The following is a 19,398-nucleotide window of genomic DNA, read 5'->3' on the forward strand; positions in this document are numbered from 1 at the left end:
CGGCGTTCAGGCCTCTGGCGCCGCCTGCATGTGCGCCATCAGCGCACGCGCCGCGGCCTCCGGATCCTCCGCCCCGACGAAGGCCCGCACCACCGCGATGCTGCCCACGCCGCTGGCCAGCGCCTGCGGCAGCCGGTCGGCATCGATGCCGCCGATGGCCACCAGCGGATAGCCCCGCATCAGGCGCGCATAGTCGTTGAGGCGCGCCAGGCCCTGCGGGGCCGTCGCCATCTTCTTGAGCGTGGTCGGGAACACGGCGCCCAGCGCCAGGTAACTGGGGCTCACGGCATCGGCCCGCACCATCTCGGCATAGCCATGGGTGCTGACGCCCAGGCGCAGGCCGGAGGCGCGCAATTCCTGCACTTCCTGCGCCGTCAGCGCGTCCAGGTCTTCCTGGCCCAGGTGGACGCCATAGGCGCCAGCCGCGATGGCCTGCCGCCAGTGGTCGTTGATGAAGAGAAGGGCACCGGTGCCCGCGACGGCCGCGATGGCGGCATCGATCTCGCGGGCGATGGCGCTCTCATCGTCGGACTTGAATCGCAGCTGGACCGTCGGAATGCCGGCCCGGGCCGCGCGGCCGACCCATTCGGCGTCTGGCAGCACCGCGTACAGGCCCAGCGCCACGGGGCAGGGCGCGAAGGCGTCGGCGCGCGCCTGGGGCGGAAAGTCGCGCAGACCGAAGTCGGCGGGCGTGCCGGGCCAGGCACTGGCGTCGAAGCGGCCCAGGCGTCGGGTCATCGCCTGCCAGGCGCGGCCCAGGCATTCGGCATCCACCTCGATGAAGCCCAGCGCGGCGCAGGCGGCCTTGGCACCGCGGTACACCGGGTCGTCGTCGTGGAAGGGGCCGGCTTTCACCGGCGGGTGCCCGTCGAAGCGGCCTCCGTGGGCGGCCAGGATGGCGGTTTCGATCTGTTGGGCGTTCATGGATGGCTCCGTGTTCTTGTTGACGTTGGCGCCCGGCGGCAGGCACCACCGCTGCGGGCTCAGCCGCCGTTCTGGGCGTGGTGCCAGAAGGGCGTGCCCAGCACCGGCGTGCTGGGTTGCGCCGCGTCCTGCGCGCTCATCGCGCCGGCCCGGAAGGCGGCGCGTCCCGCGGCCACCGCATCGGCGAAGGCGCCGGCCATGGCCACCGGGTCCTGCGCCAGCGCCACGGCGGTGTTCAGCAGCACGCCGTCGTAGCCCCATTCCAGCACCTGGCAGGCGTGCGAGGGCAGGCCCAGGCCGGCATCGACCAGCATGGGCACCGTCAGCCGCTCGCGCAGCACCTGCATGGCATAGGGATTGACCGGCCCGCGGCCGGTGCCGATGGGCGCGGCCCAGGGCATCACGGCCTGGCAGCCGACGTCGACCAGCCGCTGGCACAGCACCAGGTCCTCGGTGCAGTAGGGCAGCACCTGGAAGCCGTCCTTGATCAGCCGCTCGGCCGCGCCCACCAGTTGCAGCGTGTCGGGCTGCAGGGTGTAGTCGTCGCCGATCAGCTCCAGCTTGATCCACGGCGTCTCGAACAGCTCGCGCGCCATGTGGGCGGTGGCGATGGCCTCCTGCACGCTGTGGCAGCCGGCGGTGTTGGGCAGCACCGGGACGTCCAGCCGGCGCAGCAGCGCCCAGAAGCCGTTGTCGGCCTTGGCGCCGCCGGGCGCCGCACTCTGCCGCCGCAACGAGGCCGTGAGCATGGCGGGCCGGGCGCGCTGCACGGCGGCCTCCAGCACGTCGGGCGAGGGATAGCGGGCGGTGCCCAGCAGCAGCCGGCTCTGGAAGCGCTGGCCGTAGAGTACCAGCGCGTCGTCGGAATCGGGGAGGGTCATGGGCGGGGTCTCCTGGCGTGGGGTTCAGCCACCGGTCACGGGGCGGATCACCTCGACCTCGTCGCCGGCCTGCAGGGCGCGGCCGGCATAGGCCGAGCGGGGCACGAAGTCGCGGTTGACGGCGGCCGCGAAGGGCGGGGCGGGGTCGAGCAGGGCGATGGCGTCGGCCAGCGTGGCGCCGGAAGGCAGCTCGCGCGGCTCGCCGTTGAGCAGGATGTTCATCATCGGGCGGGAAGGTGTTCGATACCGATCTGCAGCCGATCGGCCAGGGGCGATTCGCGCTGCTGCAGGCTCTGCAGGGCGGCGTCCAGCATGGCCGGCGCGATCATGAAGCCGTGGCGGTACAGGCCGTTGACCTGCAGCACCCGGTCGCCCAGCCAGCGCAGCGCGGGCAGGTTGTCGGGCAGGGTGGGGCGGCATTGGGCGGCGATCTCGACGATGCGCGCCTCGGCGAAGCCGCTGTGCACGGTGTAGGCGGCCGACAGCAGCTCCAGCACCGAGCGCACGCTGGGCGGGGACATGTCGTCCGATTCGATCTCGGTCGCGCCGATCACGAACAGGTGGTCCTGCTTGGGCGCGATGTAGATGGGGTAGCGCGGATGCACCAAGCGCGTGGGCCGCTGCAGCGTGACCTCCGGCGCATGGATGCGGGCGACCTCGCCGCGCACCCCGCGCACGGCCGGCCATTGCGCGTGGGCGCCCAGGCCGCGGCAGTCGACGACGCGTTCGCGCGGGCCGGGTGCCAGGTCCTCGGGGCTGCGGGCGCTGTGCCAGTGCAGGCGCACTTGCGGATGCGCCTCCAGCGCCTGCTGCAGCGCGGCCAGCAACTGGCGGTTGTCGAGCTGGCCCTCACCTGGCAGCAGCAGGCCCTGCATGAATCGGCCGGCGAGGGCGGGCTCGGCCTCGGCCAGGGCCGTCGCGTCCAGCGACTGCGGTGCCGCCAGCGAGGGCTGCTGCGCCTGGTTGCGGGCCAGCGTGCGCCCCAGGCGGCCGGCATCGGCGGCGTCCTGCCGGTGCCAGACGACCAGCGTGCCGGCCTGCTGGAAGAACACCGGCGCCGGCAGCTCGGCCAGCAGCTGCGGCCAGCGGCCGAGCGCATATTCGCCCATGCGCACCACCGACAGCGGCGCCACCGCCGACTCGGCCAGCGGCGCCAGCATGGCTGCCGCCACGCGTGCCGCGGCGCCCTGGGCGTCGGGCCCCTGCGCCTCGTGCAGTTCCACCGCGCAGCCGGCGCGCGCGAGGCCGAGCGCCATCAGCCGGCCCATCAGCCCGCCGCCCAGCACCCAGGCCTTGTCGAAGTCCATCGTCGTCGCCGTCATCGAAGCGCTCCGCGCGCTGCTGCACGCATAATTTCCGCCCCATGACCCATCCCACCCAGCGCTATGCGCGCGTGCTCACCATCGCCGGCTCCGACAGCGGCGGCGGCGCCGGCATCCAGGCCGACCTCAAGACCTTCGCCGCGCTGGGCTGCTACGGCATGAGCGCCATCACCGCCCTCACGGCCCAGAACACCTGCGGCGTCAGCGGCATCCATGGCGTGCCGCCGGCCTTCCTCAAGGCCCAGCTGCAGGCGGTGATCGAGGACATCGGCGTCGACGCCGTCAAGCTGGGCATGCTGCACGCGCCCGAGGTGGTGGAGGTTGTGGCCTGGGCCATCGACCACTACCGGCTGCCCAACGTGGTGCTGGACCCGGTGATGGTCGCCACCAGCGGCGACCGCCTGATCGCCGCCGAGACGGTCGACCGGCTGGTGGCCGAACTCTTTCCGCGGGCCGCGCTGGTCACGCCCAACCTGGACGAGGCGGCGCTGCTGGTGGGCCATGCGATCCCGGACGCGGACGCGCTGGACGGCGCGGCGGCCGAACTGCTGGCCCGGGGCGCGCGCGGCGTGCTGCTCAAGGGCGGGCATCTGCCGGGCGAGGAGGTGGTGGATCTGCTGGCCCTGGCGGGCGGCGAGCGCCACCGCTTCGCAGCCTCGCGCATCCAGAGCCGCAACCTGCACGGCACGGGCTGCACGCTGTCCTCGGCCATCGCCTGCGGCCTGGCGCTCGGCCGGCCATTGCCCGAGGCCGTCGCCCAGGCGCGCGGCTACGTGCGCGGCGCCATGCAGGCTGGCGTGACGGTCAAGGTGGGCGAAGGCCACGGCCCGCTCAACCATGGCTTCGCGCCGGTTGCGACGGTGAAGCTGCCGCTGTAGGCCGCGTCAGCCGGGCCAGCACGAAGGTCAGCGCCAGTGCAGGCAGGGCCGAGCCCCACTGCGGCGCCCAGGCCGCGCAGCCGTGATAGACGGCGATGCCGGCGATCCACAGTGCCGCGGCGCTCAGGTCCACCTGGCGGCCGGCCGGCAGCGGCACGCCGCCACCGCCGAGGCGGCCCAGGATCACGCCATACAGCGGCACGAAGACGGAACTCAGCATGAGCAGGAAGGGTTCAAGGGCATGCATCGGCAGCACCAAGGCCAGGGCCACGCAGACCAGCGCGATCAGCAGCCCCCAGCGGCGCACGCTCCAGCGCGGACGCAGGCTGTGCATGGAGACCGAGCCCGAATAGACGTCGCCGTAGGCGTTGTCCAGTTCGTCGATCAGGATCAGGCCCAGCGCCACCAGGCCGCCCTGGGCCAGCAGCAGCGCCACCACGAGCGTGGTGCCGGGCTCGACCGTGCTGGCCACCATCACGCCCAGGGCGTAGCACCAGAGGTTGGCCACCGCATAGCCGATCCACGTGCCGGTGAAGGCCCCGCCCGGCTGGCCGGGCCGGGCGCGCAGCCCGTGGCGCGCATAGTCGGCCACCAGCGGCAGCCAGGAGACGGGCATGGCGATCACCAGGTCCATGGCGCCGAACAGGCCCATGCTGCCGTCGCCCTGGCGCTGCCAGAATGCCGCGAAGCCCTGCGCCTGCAGCTTGCCGGCGAACTGCCAGGTCAGCCAGATCAGCGACAGCACCACCAGCGGCAGGCCGAAGCGGCTGACGAAGCGCCGCACCAGCGCCACCATCGAGCCCGACAGCAGTGCCAGCAGCACCGCGCCCCACAGCAGCGTGGCGGCCAGGGCGCCGCCCACCGACTCCAGCGACAGGCCGAAGGCCTGCTTCGCGATGACCTGCGTGCCCTCGCGCATGATGACCAGCTCGAAGGTGGTCCAGCCGACCAGCTGCACGATGTTGAGCACCACCGGCAGCCGCGCGAACACGCTGCCGTAGGCCGAATGCATCAGGCCCGCGCTGGCCAATCCGGTCTGGCAGCCCAGCCGCGCCGTCCAGGCCAGCAGGCCGGCGCCGACCAGCGAGCCCACGACGATGGCGACCACCGCATCGCGCGTGCCCACCGCCGGCACCAGGAAAGCGCCTACCTGCATCACCAGCAGGCCCACGCCCAGGCTGAACCACAGCGACAGGTGGTCGTGCCAGCGGAAGGCGCGGCGGGCGTCGGGCAGCGGGGTTAGCGCCTCGTTGGCGGGCGGGGTGGATGCGTCGTTCAAGGCCATGCGTCGTTGCTCCGGAGCGGTCGGGCAGGAGAAGCACCGCCGACTGCGTGGGCCGATCCGGCCCTCCGCGGGCCCGTGCGGGCCACCGGAGCTGCTTCCCTGCGCGAGGATTACCTCAGGCCGCCAGCACACGCGGTGCGTCGCGGCACCGGCCGGCCTTCATGCATCTCAAAGGATGCGTCGGCCCGGCCGAACAGGTTCAAAGGGTGTCTTCTCAGCCCGGCTTCCAGCGAAGCCCGGCACCCCTAGCGAAGGGCGGATTGTAAGAGTGGGAGCGCGGCGCGGCTTGCCGCCGGTCAACGCGGCGGCACCGCCCCCAGCAGCTCGCGCAGGCGGGTGCTGGTGGTGGTGTACTGCAGCGGCGGCACCTTGCCGTCGAACACCCGCTCGGCCACGGCCCAGGCGGCCAGCGTGGCCTCGTGGAAGGCGCTGACGATCAGCTTGCGCTTGCCGGGGTAGGTGTTGATGTCGCCGACGGCATACAGGCCCGGCTCGCGCGTCTGGAAGCGCTGGGTGTCGACCGGGATCTGCTTGCGCTCCAGTTCCAGCCCCCAGTCGGCGATGGCGCCGAGGCGGGGCGAGATGCCCTGGCAGACGACGAGTGCATCGAGCGCCAGGCGGCGCGATGCGCCGTCGGGCGTGTCGACGGTCAGCGCGCTGCCGTCAAAGGCGCTCGGCTGGCCGACGGCGATGCGGATGCCGCCTGCGTCGATGCGCTCGCGCAAGGCAGCGAGCAGCGCCTCGTCGGCGCGGAAGACGTCGCGGCGGTGCAGCAGTGTGACCTCGGCTACCACGCCCACCAGGCCCAGCGCCGCCTCCACGGCGGCGTCCTCACCGCCATGAACGACGACCGACTGGCCGGCGAAGCGGGACAGGTCCGACGGGTGATAGAAAAGGCTGCGGCCTTCGTACGCCTCGGCACCCTCGACGGCGAGCCGCTTGGGCACGAAGGCGCCGACGCCCGCGGCGATGACGACGGCCTGCGCGCGGAAGACGGTGCCGGCCGAGGTGGTGGCCAGCCAGGGGCTCGCCTCATTGCCCGGCTGCTCGCGCTGCAGCGTGTCGACCTGCTCGCCCAGGTGCATCGGCACCTGGAAAGGCGCGATCTGCGCGAGCAACGACTCCGCCAAGCCGGCGCCCGTGGTCACGGGCGTGCCGGGAATGTCGTAGATGGGTTTGTGGCCGTAGAGCTCGACGCACTGGCCGCCCGCATGGGGCAGGGCATCGACGATGCGACAGGGAATCTCGAGCAGGCCCAGCTGGAAGGCCTGGAACAGGCCGGCCGGGCCGGCGCCGATAATGAGGGCGCCGGTGTCCAGATGCGGGGACGGGCCGTTCACGCGCTCAAGCGAAGCGGCTTACTTGACCAGTTCGGCCAGCTTGTTGGGCTTGTCTTTCCACTCGTCGGCATCGGGCAGCGCGGCCTTGCGCTTGGTGATGCTCTTCCAGCCGTCGGCGCGGGCCAGTTCGGCATTGAGCTTGATGAAGGCGAGTTGCTCGGCGGGCAGGTCTTCCTCGGCGTAGATCGCGTTGGCCGGGCATTCGGGAATGCACACGGCGCAGTCGATGCACTCGTCGGGGTCGATCACCAGCATGTTCGGCCCCTCGCGGAAGCAATCCACCGGGCACACGTCGACGCAATCGGTGTACTTACAACGGATGCAGTTCTCGGAAACGACGTGGGTCATGGCTGGATGGCTGGTGAAGGAGTCGGGAAAAACCCGAGATTGTAAGGGGCGGCCCGTCAGCGTTCAGGCCGGTGCGGCACTGTCAACGGCGGCAGGGCGGGTATCACCGTCCGGCTCATCGGCCGGAACGGCGACACGTCGGTGCATCAGCGCACCAGCACGGCGGCGCAGGTTCGGTGCGATGCGGTGTCGACCAGCACCAGCGAGCCGAGCGCGCGCGAGTCGGTGAAAGGCTGCACGGCCAGCGGCTGCTGCAGGGCCAGCACCACCTGGCCGATGGCGTTGGCATCCAGTTGCGTGGCGGCCTCGCTCTCAAGGTTGCCGATGTTGAGCCGGTCCACGATGCGCTGCACCTTGGCCTTGACCCAGCGGTGGCCCTGCAGCGCCCAGTAGACGCGGCCGGCGACCAGCGGCTCGTCGTCCAGCCAGGCGACGGTGGCGGTGATTTCGCGCGTGGGCTCGAAGGCGCCGGGCTCCAGCAGCCAGTCGCCGCGGGAGACGTCGACCTCGCGGTCCAGCACGATGCCGGCGCTGTGGCCGGCGGCCACGCCCTGTTCGCGCCGCACGTGGTCGAGGACACGGGCCACGGTGGCGGTCTGGCCGCTGGGGAGCACGGTCACGCGCTGGCCGGGCACCACCTGGCCACCGCCGACGCGGCCCCAGAAGATGCGGCGGCCCTGGCTGGTGTCGGCCGAGGACGAGAACTTCTCCACCCACTGTACCGGGAAGGTGAAGGGTTGCTGCGTCTCGGTGGCCGTCACGGGCAGCGCTTCCAGCAGCTCGAGCAGGCTCGGGCCTGCGTAGCCCGCCCAGCCGGCGGCGCCTTCTCGGTGCGGCTCGGTCACGTTCCAGCCCTTGAGTGCGGAGATGGGCACGATGGCTTCCACGCGCACGCCGGCGGCAGCAGCGAAGTCGTTCAGCGCGTCGGCGATGCGCTCGAAGGCCAGCGCCGCGTCGTCGATGGCGTCGAGCTTGTTCACGGCGACGACGATGGACTGCACGCGCAGCAGGTGGGCCAGCAGCATGTGGCGGCGGGTCTGCGGCAGCAGCTCGCGCACCACCACCTCGCCATCGCCCACCTCGGCCGCCCAGGGCAGCTTGGTGGCGTCGACCAGCACCACGGCGGCATCGGCGCTGGAGGCGGCCGTGACCATGTTGCGGGTGTACTGCTCGTGGCCGGGCGCGTCGCCGATGATGAACTTGCGCTTCGCCGTCGAGAAGTAGCGGTAGGCGACGTCGATGGTGATGCCCTGCTCGCGCTCGGCCGACAGGCCGTCGGTCAGCAGCGCCAGGTCGGTTTCGCCGCCGCGCTGCACGCCGGCCAGCTGGTCGGCCAGCACGGCGCGGCTGTCCACCAGCAGGCGGCCGATGAGGGTGCTCTTGCCGTCATCCACCGAGCCGCAGGTGATGAAGCGCAGGGCGGTGCCGGTGTCGGCGCTGTTGGTGTGAAGAGCGTCTGTGGAAGTCATGACAGTCATTAAGAGGTTCAAGCGGGCGGCGCGGTTCAGGTCGGGAACACCCGCGGAACTGGCTTTGCCAGGCCGCTGGGTGTGCCCCCTCGAGGGGGGAGGCGGCTACACGAAGTGAGCAAGCAACGGGGGTGGGTTAAAAGTACCCGTCCTTCTTTCGCTTTTCCATGGAGGCATCGGACGTCTTGTCGTCCATCCGCGTCGCACCGCGTTCGCTGACCTCGGCCGACAGCGTCTCGATCACCACGTCGGCCGGGCCGGCGGCCAGGCTGGCCACGGGGCAGGTGCAGGTGATGTCGCCCACGGTGCGGAAGCGCACGTCGCGCAGCTCGACGGTCTCGCCGTCGCGTGCCGGCGTCAACTCGGTCACGGGCACCAGCAGGCCGCGGCGCTCGACGATCTCGCGCTTGTGGGTGTAGTAGAGCGAGGGCAGCTCGATCTGCTCGCGCTCGATGTACTGCCACACGTCCAGCTCGGTCCAGTTGCTGATGGGGAACACGCGGAAGTGCTCGCTCGGCGCCAGGCGCGTGTTGAACAGCGTCCACAGCTCGGGGCGCTGGTCCTTGGGCTGCCATTGGCCGAAGGCGTCGCGGTGCGAAAAGATGCGCTCCTTGGCGCGGGCCTTCTCCTCGTCGCGGCGCGCGCCGCCGATCAGCGCGTCGAAGCGGAATTCCTCGATGGCCTCCAGCAGCGTGACCGACTGGTGCACGTTGCGCGACTCGCCCGGATGGGCCAGGCGCACGGTGCCGCGGGCCATCGAGTCCTCGACGCTGCGCACGATCAGCTCGGCGCCCAGTTCCTTGGCGCGCTTGTCGCGGAAGTCCGTCACCTCGGGAAAGTTGTGCCCGGTGTCGATCATCAGCAGCGGATAGGGCAGGCGCCCGGCACCGAACGCCTTCTCGGCGCACTTGAGCAGCACCAGCGAATCCTTGCCGCCGGAGAACAGCAGCGCCGGCCGCTCGAAGGCCGCGGCCACCTCGCGCAGGATGAAGATGGCTTCTTCCTCCAGGGCATCGAGGTGGGCGTTGGACAGGCGGGCGGTGGCAGAGGCAGCCAGGGCGTCGGGCAGCAGCTGGTCGGCGTCGGTGCGGGCGTTCATGGGTCTGTAGGGCAAGAGGGATTCGGAAGGCGGACGGTTCGGATCAGTGCGCAATGTGCAGGCCGCACTCGCGGTTGTCCTCGCCCTTGGTCGGGTCCACGTAGTCGAAGTTGTTGGGCAGGCCATGGGCCTGGCAGTACTCGTGCAGGTCCTTGGAGGACCAGTGCAGCAGCGGCGCCACCTTGATCAGCCCGTCGGGATTGAGGCTCACCGGCTCCATCTGTGCACGCACGGCGGTGTCGGTGGCGCGCAACGCGGTGAACCAGACCTGGGGCGCCGTCTCCCGCAGGGCGCGGGCGAAGGGCTCCAGCTTGACCTCTTCGGTGAAGGCGGCGTGGCGCGGATCGTCCAGCGCCGGCGTCGGCCCATCGACCGCCTCTCGGTGCGCGCGCGAGCGCAGCGGCAGGTAGATCTTCAGGTTCAGCTTGAGCTGGCGGGTCACCTCGTCGGCGAAGCGGTAGGTGGCCTCGGTGTTGTAGCCGTTGTCCATCCACACGACCGGCACGTCGGGCTGGGCGCGCGTCACCATGTGCAGGATCACGGCCTCGAAGGGGCGGAAGTTGGTGGTGACGATGGCCGGCCGGTGCAGGCCGATGGCCCAGTCCACCAGGCCCTGCGCATCGCGGCCCAGGCGGGCATTGACCTCGGCGAGGTCGAAGGCGGTGGAGTTCCGGGCTGGGGAAGGAATGGCGTTCATGGGGCTCTCGCGGGTTCGACTGGCATTGCCGCGACGACGGCGGCAGCGCCCTGGGACCGAACTTTAGGGAGAGCCCTTATGAAAGCAAACGATCTTTTTGTTCGCGCTTTATGCGGATAAGCATATTCACCGCTGTTGATGCGGGTCCGCACGCGATTCGGCAGCGACACCAGATAAAGGCTTGACGCTGCATGCGGCCGGGGACGTCTGCGCGATTGACAGCAAGGGCCTGTTGCTGGCTCACTTGCCGGTTCCAACCACTCAGCCCCTTTTTGCCATGACGCTCCACGCCTGGCTGGCCTTCGTCGGCGCCAGCATCCTCATTCTTCTCATTCCCGGCCCGACCATCCTGCTGGTGATCGGCGATTCGCTGGCCAACCGGGGGCGCTCGGCGCTGAGCACGGTCGCCGGCGTGGCGACGGGGGACACCACCGCCATGGCGGTGTCGCTGGCCGGTGCGGGCGCGCTGCTGTCGGCATCGGCCACGGCCTTCACGGTACTCAAGCTCGTGGGTGGCGCCTACCTCATCTACCTGGGGCTGAAGTCGATCCTGGGCGCACGCAAGCTGCGCGACGGCACGGCGGACGCCGAATTGCCGGTGCCGCCCAAGTCGGCGCGCCGCCGCTTCCTGTCGGCCTGGGCGGTGACGGCCCTGAACCCGAAGAGCATCGTTTTCTTCGTGGCCTTCGTGCCGCAGTTCATGGCGGCCGACCAGACCTTCCTGTCGCAGAGCCTGGTGCTGCTGCCGACCTTCGTCTGCCTGGCGACGCTCAACGCCGCCATGTATGCCTTCGCGGCCAGGCTGCTGGCGCGCCGCCTGACCAGCGCGGCCGCGCAACGCCGCTTCGGCTACGCGGGCGGCGCGGTCATGGTGGGCGCGGGCGCGGTCACGCTGCGCATGCAGTCGGCCTGAACGCGGCCGCCAACGCCGATCGCCCACGAGCCCGGTTTCGCTGCCGGGCGTCCGGCGCCGACCGGCTCAGGCCTCGGCGCGCACGAAATGCGGCGCTGGCTGCACCGCGTCGCCCTGGTAGAAGTCGGCGAAGCGGTCGAACTGGCGCTGGGCCTCGGCCACGTCCTTGCCTTCCTTGAGCACGGCGCTGGTGAAGCCGGTGCGCTGCATCTGCACCAGCTGGTCGATCAGCACGTCGCCGGTGGCGCGGATGTCGCCGGTGAAGCCCAGGCGCCGGCGCAGCAGGAAGGCCTGGCTGTAGGCCCGGCCATCCGTGAACTTGGGAAAGTGCAGTTCGATGCGGGTCACGCCGGCCAGGTCGGCTTCGGCCGGATCGGCGTCGTTGGGCAGCTGCAGCACGCGGCCCGCGGCGGCGGTGGCTTCGGCCTCGTGCTGGCCGGCGGAGAGGATGTTCAGGGTCTTGTTCATGGCGCTGTGCTCCCGTCCGCTCAGGCGGCTTCCTCGACCTTGAAGCGGGCGCCGTTGGCTGCCGCCTTGAAGGGCTCGTGGCCAACGCGACGCAGCGTGTCGATGAAGGTCTCGCCGGCGTTGCGGGTGTCGCGGTAGGTGCCGAGCACCGCTTCGATCACGCCCGGCACTTCGGCCGCCGAGAAGGAGGGGCCGACTACCTTGCCGGCCTGGGCCGGGCCGCTGAGGTCGGAGCCGTCCGAGCCGGCCAGCGTGACCTGGTACCACTCCTTGCCGTCCTTGTCGACGCCGAGGATGCCGATGTGGCCGCTGTGGTGATGGCCGCAGCTGTTGATGCAGCCGCTGATGTGCAGGTCGATCTCGCCGAGGTCGTCGAGCTCGTCCAGGTCCTGGTAGCGCTCGGTGATGGCCTCGGCGATGGGGATGGAGCGCGCATTGGCCAGCGCGCAGAAGTCGCCGCCGGGGCAGGCGATCATGTCGGTCAGCAGGTGCACGTTGGCGCTGGCGAAGCCGGCGGCGCGGGCGGCCTGCCACAACTCGAACAGGTCTTCGGCATGCACCCAGGGCAGCAGCACGTTCTGGTCGTGGGTGACGCGCAGTTCGCCGGCCGAGAAACGGTCGGCCAGCTCGGCCACGGTGTCGAGCTGGTCGGCCGAGGCATCGCCGGGCGCCTGGCCGCGGCGCTTGAACGAGAGGGTGACGGCGCGCAGCTGCGGGTTCTGGTGCGCGGCCACGTTGCGCTGAAGCCAGCGGGCGAACATCGGCTCGCGGGCCGCGGCCTGCCGCAGCGCGGCGTCGGCCTGCTCGGCCGGCAGGCCCGCGCGGGCGGCCAGGGCCGGCGGCACGAAGGAGGCGGCAACGCGGTCGAATTCGGCCTGGCTGATGGTGTGCGGGGCGCCGTCGCGCTCGATCACGTCGCGGTACTCGGCCTCGACGTCGTCGATGTAGGCCTGGCCTTCGGACTTGACCAGGATCTTGATGCGCGCCTTGTACAGGTTGTCGCGGCGGCCGTAGCGGTTGTAGACCCGGATCACCGCTTCGAGGTAATTCATGATCTGGTTCCAGGGCAGGAACTCGCGCAGCACCGTGCCCACGATGGGCGTGCGGCCCATGCCGCCGCCCACGCGCACCTGGAAGCCGACCTCGCCAGCGTCGTTCTTCACCAGCTTGAGGCCCACGTCGTGCCAGCCGGTGGCGGCGCGGTCTTCCGTGGCACCGGTGATGGCGATCTTGAACTTGCGCGGCAGGAACGCGAACTCGGGGTGCAGCGTGCTCCACTGCCGCATGATCTCGGCGTAGGGGCGGGGGTCGGCCACCTCGTCCACGGCCACGCCGGCGCGCTCGTCGGTGGTGATATTGCGGATGCAGTTGCCGCTGGTCTGGATGCCGTGCATGTCCACCGTGGCCAGCAGTTCCATCACCTCGGCGCTCTTCGCCAGCGGAATCCAGTTGTACTGGACGTTCTGCCGCGTGGTGAAGTGGGCGTAGTGGGTGGGCAGGTGGGTGGTGCCCAGGGCGCCCTGGGTTTCCAGCGCCTGGCGGTAGACCTCCGCCTCCGGCTCGTCGTATTCGCGGGCGATGCGGGCCAGCACGCGCACCTGGCGGCTGGAGAGTTCGCCGTAGGGCACGGCCACGCGCAGCATGGGCGCGTAGCGTTGCACATACCAGCCGTTCTGCAGGCGCAGCGGACGGAACTCGTCCTCGCTGAGGCTGCCCGCCTGCCAGCGCTCGAGCTGGTCGCGGTACTGTGCGGCGCGCTGGCGCACGAACTGGCGGTCGAAGTCTGTGTATTGGTACATCGTGTGTGGAAGGCAGTCGGCCACGCGGCACGGACACCGCGCGCGAAGGCGGCACTTTAGGGGCCGTCCTTATGAATGCAAACGATTTTCTGGTTCGCGCCTTATGCGCATAAGCTTATGCGCCAGAGCCGGCGCGGCCTGCGGCGCGCTTTTGCGGCCCGTCCGGATAAGCGGCTGCGTCGCACCGGACGGCAACCTGCGATTCTAGGAGCGGCGGCGCCGCCGTGCTGCCGCGGGGCCGGGCTGTCGCCCGCGCGTTCACTTCACCTGCTGCTTGCCCAGCTTGCGCGCCAGCGTGCGGCGGTGCATGCCCAGCCGCCGGGCCGTTTCGGAGATGTTGAAGCCGGTCTCGGCCAGCGTCTCGTGGATGCGCTCCCATTCCAGCGTCTTGATGGAACTGGCCCGCTGGGTGAGCTCGACCTCGGTGCTGCCTTCGGCGCGGCCGAAGGCCTCCTCGATGTCGTCGGTGTTCGACGGCTTGGCCAGGTAGTGGCTGGCGCCCAGCTTGATCGCTTCCACCGCCGTGGCGATGCTGGCGAAGCCGGTGAGCACGACGATCAGCATTTCCGAGTCATGCGCATGGAGTGCCTGGACGCAGGACAGGCCCGACGCCTCGCCCTGCAGCTTGAGGTCGACCACGGCATGCGTGGGCGACTCGTCCGCCAGCAGCGCGGTCACCTCGGCCAGGCTGCCCGCGCGCAGCACCTCGTAGCCACGGCGCTCGAAAGAGCGGGCGAGGGTGCGGGCGAACGCGTCGTCGTCCTCCACGATCAGCAGTTGGCGGAAGTCGGCGTCGGTATCCGGCAGCAGGATGTCGGTCATTCGGTCGTTTCCTTGGGCGCGAGCGCCACGGCGGACAGCGGCAGCGTGATGCGCACCACCGCGCCGCCTTCGGGCCGGTTGGTGGCCTCCACCTGGCCGCCCAGGGTGCGCGCCACGTTCACCACCAGGAAGAGGCCCAGCCCGCTTCCCGGCCGGCCCTTGGTGGACTGGTATGGCGTGCCCAGGCGGGTGAGCATGTCGGGCCGAAAGCCCGGCCCCTCGTCGTAGACCTCCAGCACCAGCGCATCGTCGTCGCGGCCCACGTGCAGGTGGATGCGCTGCGGCGAGGCCTCCCGCGCATTGTCCAGCACGTTGCAGATCATCTGCGCGATGGACGAGTCGGAGACCATGGGCAGGTCATGCCCGAAACGGTTGCTGTAGAGCAGCAGGGTGCCCGAGCGGGAGGAGCGCCAGTCGGCCACCAGGTCGTCCAGGAAGCGGCAGACGGTGGTCACGGCCGAGGACTCGCCGCGCGTCTCGCCGGCCGACAGCAGGATGCCGCTGACGATGGACTTGCAGCGCAGCACCTGCGTCTGCATCTCCGTCACGTCCTGCAGCAGTTCGGGGTCGGAATTGAAATGCGGCAGGTGCTGCCAGTCGCCCAGGATGACGGCCAGCGTGGCCAGCGGCGTGCCCAGTTCGTGCGCGGCGCCCGATGCGAGCAGGCCCATGCGCACGATGTGCTCCTCTTCGGCCGCGCGCTGGCGCAGCGCCGCCAGGCGCGCGTCGCGCTCACGCAGGTTCTGGCCGATGCGGGTGATGAACACGACCAGCAGCACGGCGTTGAGCGCGAAGCAGATGAGCAGCCCCAGCAGGTAGGGACTGCCCAGGCCGCGGTGCGAGTCCAGTGCCACCGGCAGCGGCCGGCTGAAGATCGCCAGCCCGACCACGCAGGCCAGGGCCACGCCCACCATCGTCCACACGGCCCAGGCCCGCAGCAGCACGGCGCCCAGCGCCACCTGCAGGAGGTAGAGGTATATGAAGGGATTGCCGATGCCGCCGCTCAGGTGCAGCTGGGCAGTGAGCGTGCCGACGTCCACCATCAGGCCCAGGAACAACTCGCCGTTGCTCACGTGCCGGCCGCTGCGCCAGCGCAGCAGGCTCAGCAGATTGAAGGCCAGCAAGCCGGCGATGACGGCCAGCATGGGTTCGACGGGAATGGGCAGCTGCAGGCCGTAGTGCGCGACCTCGATGGTCACGATCTGGCCAAAGGCGGCGATCCAGCGCAGCTGGATGAGCTGGTGCAGGTTCTTGCGGCCGGTGGCGGCATCGAGGCCCCGCGCGGCCTGGGCGCGCACCTGGTCGCGGGCGGCGAGCAGGGCAGGGGAGGCGGGGACGCTGGTCGGACGGGCGCTCATCGCGCCGGATTGTCGTCCTGGCCGAATGCGCCCCGCCGCCATGCGTACACCAGCCCGCCCAGCAGCATGAGGGCCATGCCGTACCAGGTGATGGCGTACATCAGGTGGTTGTTGGGAAAGCGGATGACGGTCAGCCCGCCGACCGGCCAGGAACCCTCGGCCTGGCCCGGGTCGCGCCGGGCGTCGACGAAGAAAGGCGCCGTGTCGGCGGCCTCCAGGCCGTGCGCAGCGCTCAGGGCGGCGACGTCGCGGGAGTACCAGCGGCCCGCCGCCGGATCGTTGTGGCGCAGGAAGGCACCGCCGGGCTCGGTCAGCCGCAGCAGGCCTTCGACCTGAACGATGCCCTCAGGCGAGGGCCGTCCCCGGGCGCCGGGCGCGCGGGCCTCCGGCGGCAGGAAACCGCGGTTGACCCACACCAGGCTGCCATCGGCCCGCTGCAGCGGCACCAGCAGCCAGAAGCCGGCACCCAGATCGGTGGTGGCCTGGACCAGCGCTTCCTTGTCGGCGAGGAAGCGGCCTTCGAGCCGGACCCGCCGGTATTCATCGGCCTCGGCGCTGACCGCCGGCCACCGGGCGCGTCCGGGCGCATCCATCGGCGCGGCGTGCACGCGGGCATCCACCCGGGCGATCAGGTCGCGCTTCCAGCCCAGCCGGTACACCTGCCACGTGCCCAGCGCCATCAGCAGCACAAAAAAAAGTGCCGCGGCCGGCACCAGGACCAGACCGCGGCGGCGCTGCGTCATTGCGCGCGCTGGATGTGCTGCTGCATCTCGTGGGCCGGCATCATGTTCGTGTTCATGTGGAACATGACCCACAGCGTGCCGGCAATGGCGATGGCCACGAAGACGATGGTGAAGATGGTGGACAGCATGGTCCAGCCACCCTCGACCTTGCCGTTCATGTGCAGGAAGAAGACCATGTGCACGATGATCTGCACCACCGCGAAGGCACCGAGCACGATGACGGCGGTGTTGCGGTTGCTGATCACGTCGGCCATCACCAGCCAGAAGGGGATGGCCGTGAGCACGATCGACAGCACGAAGCCGATCATGTAGCCGGAGAAGGTGCTGTGCGGCCCCGCGTCGCCGTGGTGGTCGTCGTGGTGATCGGCATGGTGGCCGTCGTGCGCAGGGTTGGCGGTGTGGGTGGCAGAGGCGCTCATCACAGCACTCCCATCAGGTAGACGAAGGTGAAGACGCCGATCCAGACGACGTCCAGAAAGTGCCAGAACATCGACAGGCACATCAGGCGACGGTTGTTCGCCTGCGTCAGGCCGTGCTTCTTGATCTGGACCATCAGGGTCACCAGCCACACGGTGCCGAAGGTCACGTGCAGGCCGTGGGTCCCTACCAGCGCGAAGAAGGCCGACAGGAAGGCGCTGCTCTGCGGCGTGGCACCCTCATGGATCAGGTGGTGGAACTCGTACAGCTCCAGTCCCAGGAAACACAGGCCGAAGATGCCCGTGATGACCAGCCAGCCGAGCGTGCCGTTCACCTTGCCCTGCTGCTTCTGCAGCATGGCGAAGCCGAAGGTGATGGACGACAACAGCAGAAAGCCCGTGTTGAGCGCCACCAGCTTGAGGTCGAACAGCTCGGCACCGCTCGGGCCGCCCGCATAGCTGCGGCCGAGAACGCCGTAGGTCGCGAAGAGCGCTGCGAAGATCAGGCAGTCGCTCATCAGGTAGAGCCAGAAGCCCAGCGCCGTGCCGTTCTCCGGATGGGGGTCCTGCGCCAGGTGGTAGGCGCGGTCGTGGGTGTCGCCGGCCGAGCCGGTGGCGTACGCGAGATCAGACATGACGGGCCAGCAGTTGGGTGCGCGCGGTCTCGGTCGCCGAGACTTCTTCCGCAGGGATGTAGTAGTCGCGCTTGTAGTTGAAGGTGTGGATGATCGTCGCGGCGATCGTCGCCACGAAGGAACCCACGGCCAGCGGCCACATGTGCCAGATCAGCGCGAAGCCGAACACCGTCGAGAAGGCCGAGATGATCACGCCCGCCGCCGTGTTGGCCGGCATGTGGATCGGCTGGAAGCCGCCCAGCGGACGCTTGTAGCCGTTCTGTTTCATGTCCCACCAGGCATCGACTTCATGCGCCACGGGGGTGAACGCGAAGTTGTATTGCGGCGGCGGGGAGGAGGTGGCCCACTCGAGCGTGCGGCCGTGCCACGGGTCGCCCGTGTGGTCGCGCAGCTGCTCGCGGCGCAGGAAGCTCACGCCCAGCTGGATCAGGAAGCAGCCGATGCCCAGCGCGATCAGGAACGCGCCGAAGGCGGCGATCTGGAACCAGATCTGCAGCGAGGTGTCCTCGAAGTGGTTGACGCGGCGCGTCACGCCCATCAGGCCGAGCACGTACAGCGGCATGAAGGCCACGTAGAAGCCCACCAGCCAGAACCAGAACGAGCACTTGCCCCAGAAGGCATCGAGCTTGAAGCCGAAGGCCTTCGGGAACCAGTAGTTGATGCCGGCGAAGGCACCGAACACCACGCCCCCGATGATCACGTTGTGGAAGTGCGCGATCAGGAACAGGCTGTTGTGCAGCACGAAGTCGGCCGGGGGCACGGCCAGCAGCACGCCAGTCATGCCGCCGATGGCGAAGGTGACCATGAAGCCGACGGTCCACAGCATGGGCGGCTCGAAGCGGATGCGGCCGCGGTACATGGTGAACAGCCAGTTGAAGATCTTCGCCCCCGTGGGGATCGAGATGATCATCGTCGTGATGCCGAAGAAGGCGTTCACGCTCGCACCCGAGCCCATCGTGAAGAAGTGGTGCAGCCACACGATGTACGACAGGATCGTGATACAGACCGTGGCATAGACCATGGACGTGTAGCCGAAGAGCCGCTTGCCCGAGAAGGTGGCGACCACCTCGGAGAACACGCCGAACACCGGCAGCACCAGGATGTAGACCTCGGGGTGGCCCCAGATCCAGATCAGGTTGACGTACAGCATCGGGTTGCCGCCCGACACGTTGGAGAAGAAGTGCGTGCCCAGGTAGCGGTCCAGCGACATCAGCACCAGGGCGGCCGTCAGCACCGGGAAGGACGCGACGATCAGCGCGTTCGTGCACAGCGAGGTCCAGGTGAAGATCGGCATCTTCATCATGCCCATGCCGGGTGCGCGCATCTTGATGATGGTCACCAGCAGGTTGATGCCTGAGAGCGTGGTGCCGACCCCCGCGACCTGCAGCGCCCATATGTAGTAGTCGAGGCCGACCCCGGGGTTCTGGTTGCCCAGCGTCGACAGCGCCAGCCAGCCGGCGGTGGAGAACTCGCCCAGGAACAGCGACATCATCACCAGGACGGCGCCGCCGGTGGTCATCCAGAAGCTGAAGTTGTTGAGGAAGGGGAAGGCCACGTCGCGCGCGCCGATCTGCAGCGGCACCACGTAGTTCATCAGGCCGGTGACCAGCGGCATGGCCACGAAGAAGATCATGATCACGCCGTGGGCGGTGAAGATCTGGTCGTAGTGGTGCGGCGGCAGGTAGCCCATGTTGTCGCCGAAGGCGAAGGCCTGCTGCAGGCGCATCATGGCCGCGTCGGCGAAGCCGCGCAGCAGCATCACGATGCCCAGGATCATGTACATGATCCCGATCTTCTTGTGGTCGATGCTGCAGAACCAGTCGCGCCACAGGGTTCCCCACAGGCGGAACTTGGTGATCAGCGCCAGCACGGCGATGCCGCCGAGCACGACGGCGATGAAGGTCCACAGCACGATCGGCTCGTGCGCCATGGGAACGGATTCCCAGGTCAGCCGCCCCAGCAGCCAGTGGGGCGCGGCGGTAGAAGGTTCAGTCATAGGGC

Annotated in this window: 20 protein-coding genes; 2 read left to right on the forward strand and 18 right to left on the reverse strand. The window is 69.8% G+C overall.

The features are described from left to right. Positions 1-6: 6 nt before the first annotated feature. The 4 genes from NS331_RS04040 to NS331_RS04055 are packed head-to-tail and all read right to left on the reverse strand — an operon-like array spanning position 7 to position 3,127. A complete protein-coding gene (locus NS331_RS04040; protein ID WP_058640727.1) occupies positions 7-924 on the reverse strand; it encodes a thiamine phosphate synthase in 918 nt (305 codons plus the stop codon). 59 nt (positions 925-983) lie between these two features. Then, complete coding sequence (locus NS331_RS04045; protein ID WP_058640728.1) at positions 984-1,805, reverse strand: thiazole synthase; 822 nt, start codon at positions 1,803-1,805, stop codon at positions 984-986. Positions 1,806-1,829: 24 nt separating this feature from the next. Further along, positions 1,830-2,027: a sulfur carrier protein ThiS gene (gene thiS, locus NS331_RS04050; RefSeq protein ID WP_058640729.1), complete on the reverse strand. Its 198-nt coding sequence runs from the start codon at positions 2,025-2,027 to the stop codon at positions 1,830-1,832. Continuing rightward, on the reverse strand, positions 2,027-3,127 hold the full coding sequence (locus NS331_RS04055) for an FAD-dependent oxidoreductase (protein ID WP_058640730.1): 1,101 nt from the start codon (positions 3,125-3,127) through the stop codon (positions 2,027-2,029). Before NS331_RS04055 ends, thiS begins: the two co-directional genes overlap by 1 nt. A 41-nt stretch (positions 3,128-3,168) precedes the next feature. Here NS331_RS04055 and thiD point away from each other — a divergent pair, with 41 nt between their 5' ends. Then, positions 3,169-4,005 (forward strand): bifunctional hydroxymethylpyrimidine kinase/phosphomethylpyrimidine kinase, encoded by an 837-nt coding sequence (gene thiD / locus NS331_RS04060; RefSeq protein WP_058640731.1) that lies wholly within the window; start codon positions 3,169-3,171, stop codon positions 4,003-4,005. On the opposite strand, the gene NS331_RS04065 is transcribed toward thiD, so the two are convergent. From NS331_RS04065 to NS331_RS04090, 6 genes are all read right to left on the reverse strand, one after another. After that, the gene (locus NS331_RS04065; protein WP_058640732.1) at positions 3,959-5,290 is read right to left on the reverse strand and encodes a purine-cytosine permease family protein; all 1,332 of its coding nucleotides are present in this window, start codon (positions 5,288-5,290) and stop codon (positions 3,959-3,961) included. The genes thiD and NS331_RS04065 overlap by 47 nt on opposite strands. 296 nt (positions 5,291-5,586) lie before the next feature. After that, entirely contained in the window at positions 5,587-6,630 is a 1,044-nt protein-coding gene (locus tag NS331_RS04070; protein WP_058640733.1) for an NAD(P)/FAD-dependent oxidoreductase, read from the reverse strand. Between the two features lie 18 nt (positions 6,631-6,648). Further along, on the reverse strand, positions 6,649-6,978 hold the full coding sequence (gene fdxA, locus NS331_RS04075) for a ferredoxin FdxA (RefSeq protein WP_058640734.1): 330 nt from the start codon (positions 6,976-6,978) through the stop codon (positions 6,649-6,651). 146 nt (positions 6,979-7,124) lie between these two features. Beyond that, positions 7,125-8,447, reverse strand: a complete 1,323-nt coding sequence (locus tag NS331_RS04080; protein ID WP_058640735.1) for a sulfate adenylyltransferase subunit 1 — start codon at positions 8,445-8,447, stop codon at positions 7,125-7,127. Between the two features lie 136 nt (positions 8,448-8,583). Beyond that, complete coding sequence (gene cysD / locus NS331_RS04085) at positions 8,584-9,546, reverse strand: sulfate adenylyltransferase subunit CysD (RefSeq protein ID WP_058640736.1); 963 nt, start codon at positions 9,544-9,546, stop codon at positions 8,584-8,586. A gap of 43 nt (positions 9,547-9,589) precedes the next feature. Next, positions 9,590-10,243, reverse strand: coding sequence for a phosphoadenosine phosphosulfate reductase domain-containing protein (locus tag NS331_RS04090; protein WP_058640737.1), 654 nt, complete (start codon positions 10,241-10,243; stop codon positions 9,590-9,592). Between the two features lie 277 nt (positions 10,244-10,520). Here NS331_RS04090 and NS331_RS04095 point away from each other — a divergent pair, with 277 nt between their 5' ends. Next, complete coding sequence (locus tag NS331_RS04095; protein WP_058640738.1) at positions 10,521-11,156, forward strand: LysE family translocator; 636 nt, start codon at positions 10,521-10,523, stop codon at positions 11,154-11,156. A gap of 66 nt (positions 11,157-11,222) precedes the next feature. Here NS331_RS04095 and NS331_RS04100 read toward each other — a convergent pair whose 3' ends face one another. From NS331_RS04100 to cyoB, 8 genes are all read right to left on the reverse strand, one after another. Next, positions 11,223-11,624, reverse strand: a complete 402-nt coding sequence (locus tag NS331_RS04100) for a DUF934 domain-containing protein (RefSeq protein ID WP_440589366.1) — start codon at positions 11,622-11,624, stop codon at positions 11,223-11,225. Positions 11,625-11,644: 20 nt separating this feature from the next. After that, positions 11,645-13,423: a nitrite/sulfite reductase gene (locus tag NS331_RS04105; protein WP_058640739.1), complete on the reverse strand. Its 1,779-nt coding sequence runs from the start codon at positions 13,421-13,423 to the stop codon at positions 11,645-11,647. 258 nt (positions 13,424-13,681) lie between these two features. Continuing rightward, positions 13,682-14,245 (reverse strand): response regulator transcription factor, encoded by a 564-nt coding sequence (locus NS331_RS04110; RefSeq protein WP_058640740.1) that lies wholly within the window; start codon positions 14,243-14,245, stop codon positions 13,682-13,684. Further along, complete coding sequence (locus NS331_RS04115; protein ID WP_058640741.1) at positions 14,242-15,603, reverse strand: ATP-binding protein; 1,362 nt, start codon at positions 15,601-15,603, stop codon at positions 14,242-14,244. Before NS331_RS04115 ends, NS331_RS04110 begins: the two co-directional genes overlap by 4 nt. Beyond that, entirely contained in the window at positions 15,600-16,346 is a 747-nt protein-coding gene (locus NS331_RS04120; RefSeq protein ID WP_058640742.1) for an SURF1 family protein, read from the reverse strand. The genes NS331_RS04115 and NS331_RS04120 overlap by 4 nt, the downstream gene beginning before the upstream one ends. Next, a complete protein-coding gene (gene cyoD, locus NS331_RS04125) occupies positions 16,343-16,765 on the reverse strand; it encodes a cytochrome o ubiquinol oxidase subunit IV (protein WP_058640743.1) in 423 nt (140 codons plus the stop codon). The genes NS331_RS04120 and cyoD overlap by 4 nt, the downstream gene beginning before the upstream one ends. Continuing rightward, positions 16,765-17,397: a cytochrome o ubiquinol oxidase subunit III gene (gene cyoC, locus NS331_RS04130; RefSeq protein ID WP_058640744.1), complete on the reverse strand. Its 633-nt coding sequence runs from the start codon at positions 17,395-17,397 to the stop codon at positions 16,765-16,767. Before cyoC ends, cyoD begins: the two co-directional genes overlap by 1 nt. Further along, entirely contained in the window at positions 17,390-19,393 is a 2,004-nt protein-coding gene (gene cyoB / locus NS331_RS04135) for a cytochrome o ubiquinol oxidase subunit I (RefSeq protein ID WP_058640745.1), read from the reverse strand. Before cyoB ends, cyoC begins: the two co-directional genes overlap by 8 nt. Between the last annotated feature and the right edge of the window lie 5 nt (positions 19,394-19,398).

Source organism: Pseudacidovorax intermedius (genome assembly GCF_001476815.1).
In the GTDB taxonomy this organism is placed as follows: domain Bacteria; phylum Pseudomonadota; class Gammaproteobacteria; order Burkholderiales; family Burkholderiaceae_C; genus Xenophilus; species Xenophilus intermedius_A.

Coding starts and splice junctions, on each gene's coding strand:
- NS331_RS04040 (WP_058640727.1), bottom strand. CDS start 924: ATGAACGCCCAACAGATCGAAACCGCCATCCTGGCCGCCCACGGAGGC.
- NS331_RS04045 (WP_058640728.1), bottom strand. CDS start 1,805: ATGACCCTCCCCGATTCCGACGACGCGCTGGTACTCTACGGCCAGCGC.
- thiS (WP_058640729.1), bottom strand. CDS start 2,027: ATGAACATCCTGCTCAACGGCGAGCCGCGCGAGCTGCCTTCCGGCGCC.
- NS331_RS04055 (WP_058640730.1), bottom strand. CDS start 3,127: ATGACGGCGACGACGATGGACTTCGACAAGGCCTGGGTGCTGGGCGGC.
- thiD (WP_058640731.1), top strand. CDS start 3,169: ATGACCCATCCCACCCAGCGCTATGCGCGCGTGCTCACCATCGCCGGC.
- NS331_RS04065 (WP_058640732.1), bottom strand. CDS start 5,290: ATGGCCTTGAACGACGCATCCACCCCGCCCGCCAACGAGGCGCTAACC.
- fdxA (WP_058640734.1), bottom strand. CDS start 6,978: ATGACCCACGTCGTTTCCGAGAACTGCATCCGTTGTAAGTACACCGAT.
- NS331_RS04080 (WP_058640735.1), bottom strand. CDS start 8,447: ATGACTTCCACAGACGCTCTTCACACCAACAGCGCCGACACCGGCACC.
- cysD (WP_058640736.1), bottom strand. CDS start 9,546: ATGAACGCCCGCACCGACGCCGACCAGCTGCTGCCCGACGCCCTGGCT.
- NS331_RS04090 (WP_058640737.1), bottom strand. CDS start 10,243: ATGAACGCCATTCCTTCCCCAGCCCGGAACTCCACCGCCTTCGACCTC.
- NS331_RS04095 (WP_058640738.1), top strand. CDS start 10,521: ATGACGCTCCACGCCTGGCTGGCCTTCGTCGGCGCCAGCATCCTCATT.
- NS331_RS04100 (WP_440589366.1), bottom strand. CDS start 11,624: ATGAACAAGACCCTGAACATCCTCTCCGCCGGCCAGCACGAGGCCGAA.
- NS331_RS04105 (WP_058640739.1), bottom strand. CDS start 13,423: ATGTACCAATACACAGACTTCGACCGCCAGTTCGTGCGCCAGCGCGCC.
- NS331_RS04110 (WP_058640740.1), bottom strand. CDS start 14,245: ATGACCGACATCCTGCTGCCGGATACCGACGCCGACTTCCGCCAACTG.
- NS331_RS04115 (WP_058640741.1), bottom strand. CDS start 15,603: ATGAGCGCCCGTCCGACCAGCGTCCCCGCCTCCCCTGCCCTGCTCGCC.
- NS331_RS04120 (WP_058640742.1), bottom strand. CDS start 16,346: ATGACGCAGCGCCGCCGCGGTCTGGTCCTGGTGCCGGCCGCGGCACTT.
- cyoD (WP_058640743.1), bottom strand. CDS start 16,765: ATGAGCGCCTCTGCCACCCACACCGCCAACCCTGCGCACGACGGCCAC.
- cyoC (WP_058640744.1), bottom strand. CDS start 17,397: ATGTCTGATCTCGCGTACGCCACCGGCTCGGCCGGCGACACCCACGAC.
- cyoB (WP_058640745.1), bottom strand. CDS start 19,393: ATGACTGAACCTTCTACCGCCGCGCCCCACTGGCTGCTGGGGCGGCTG.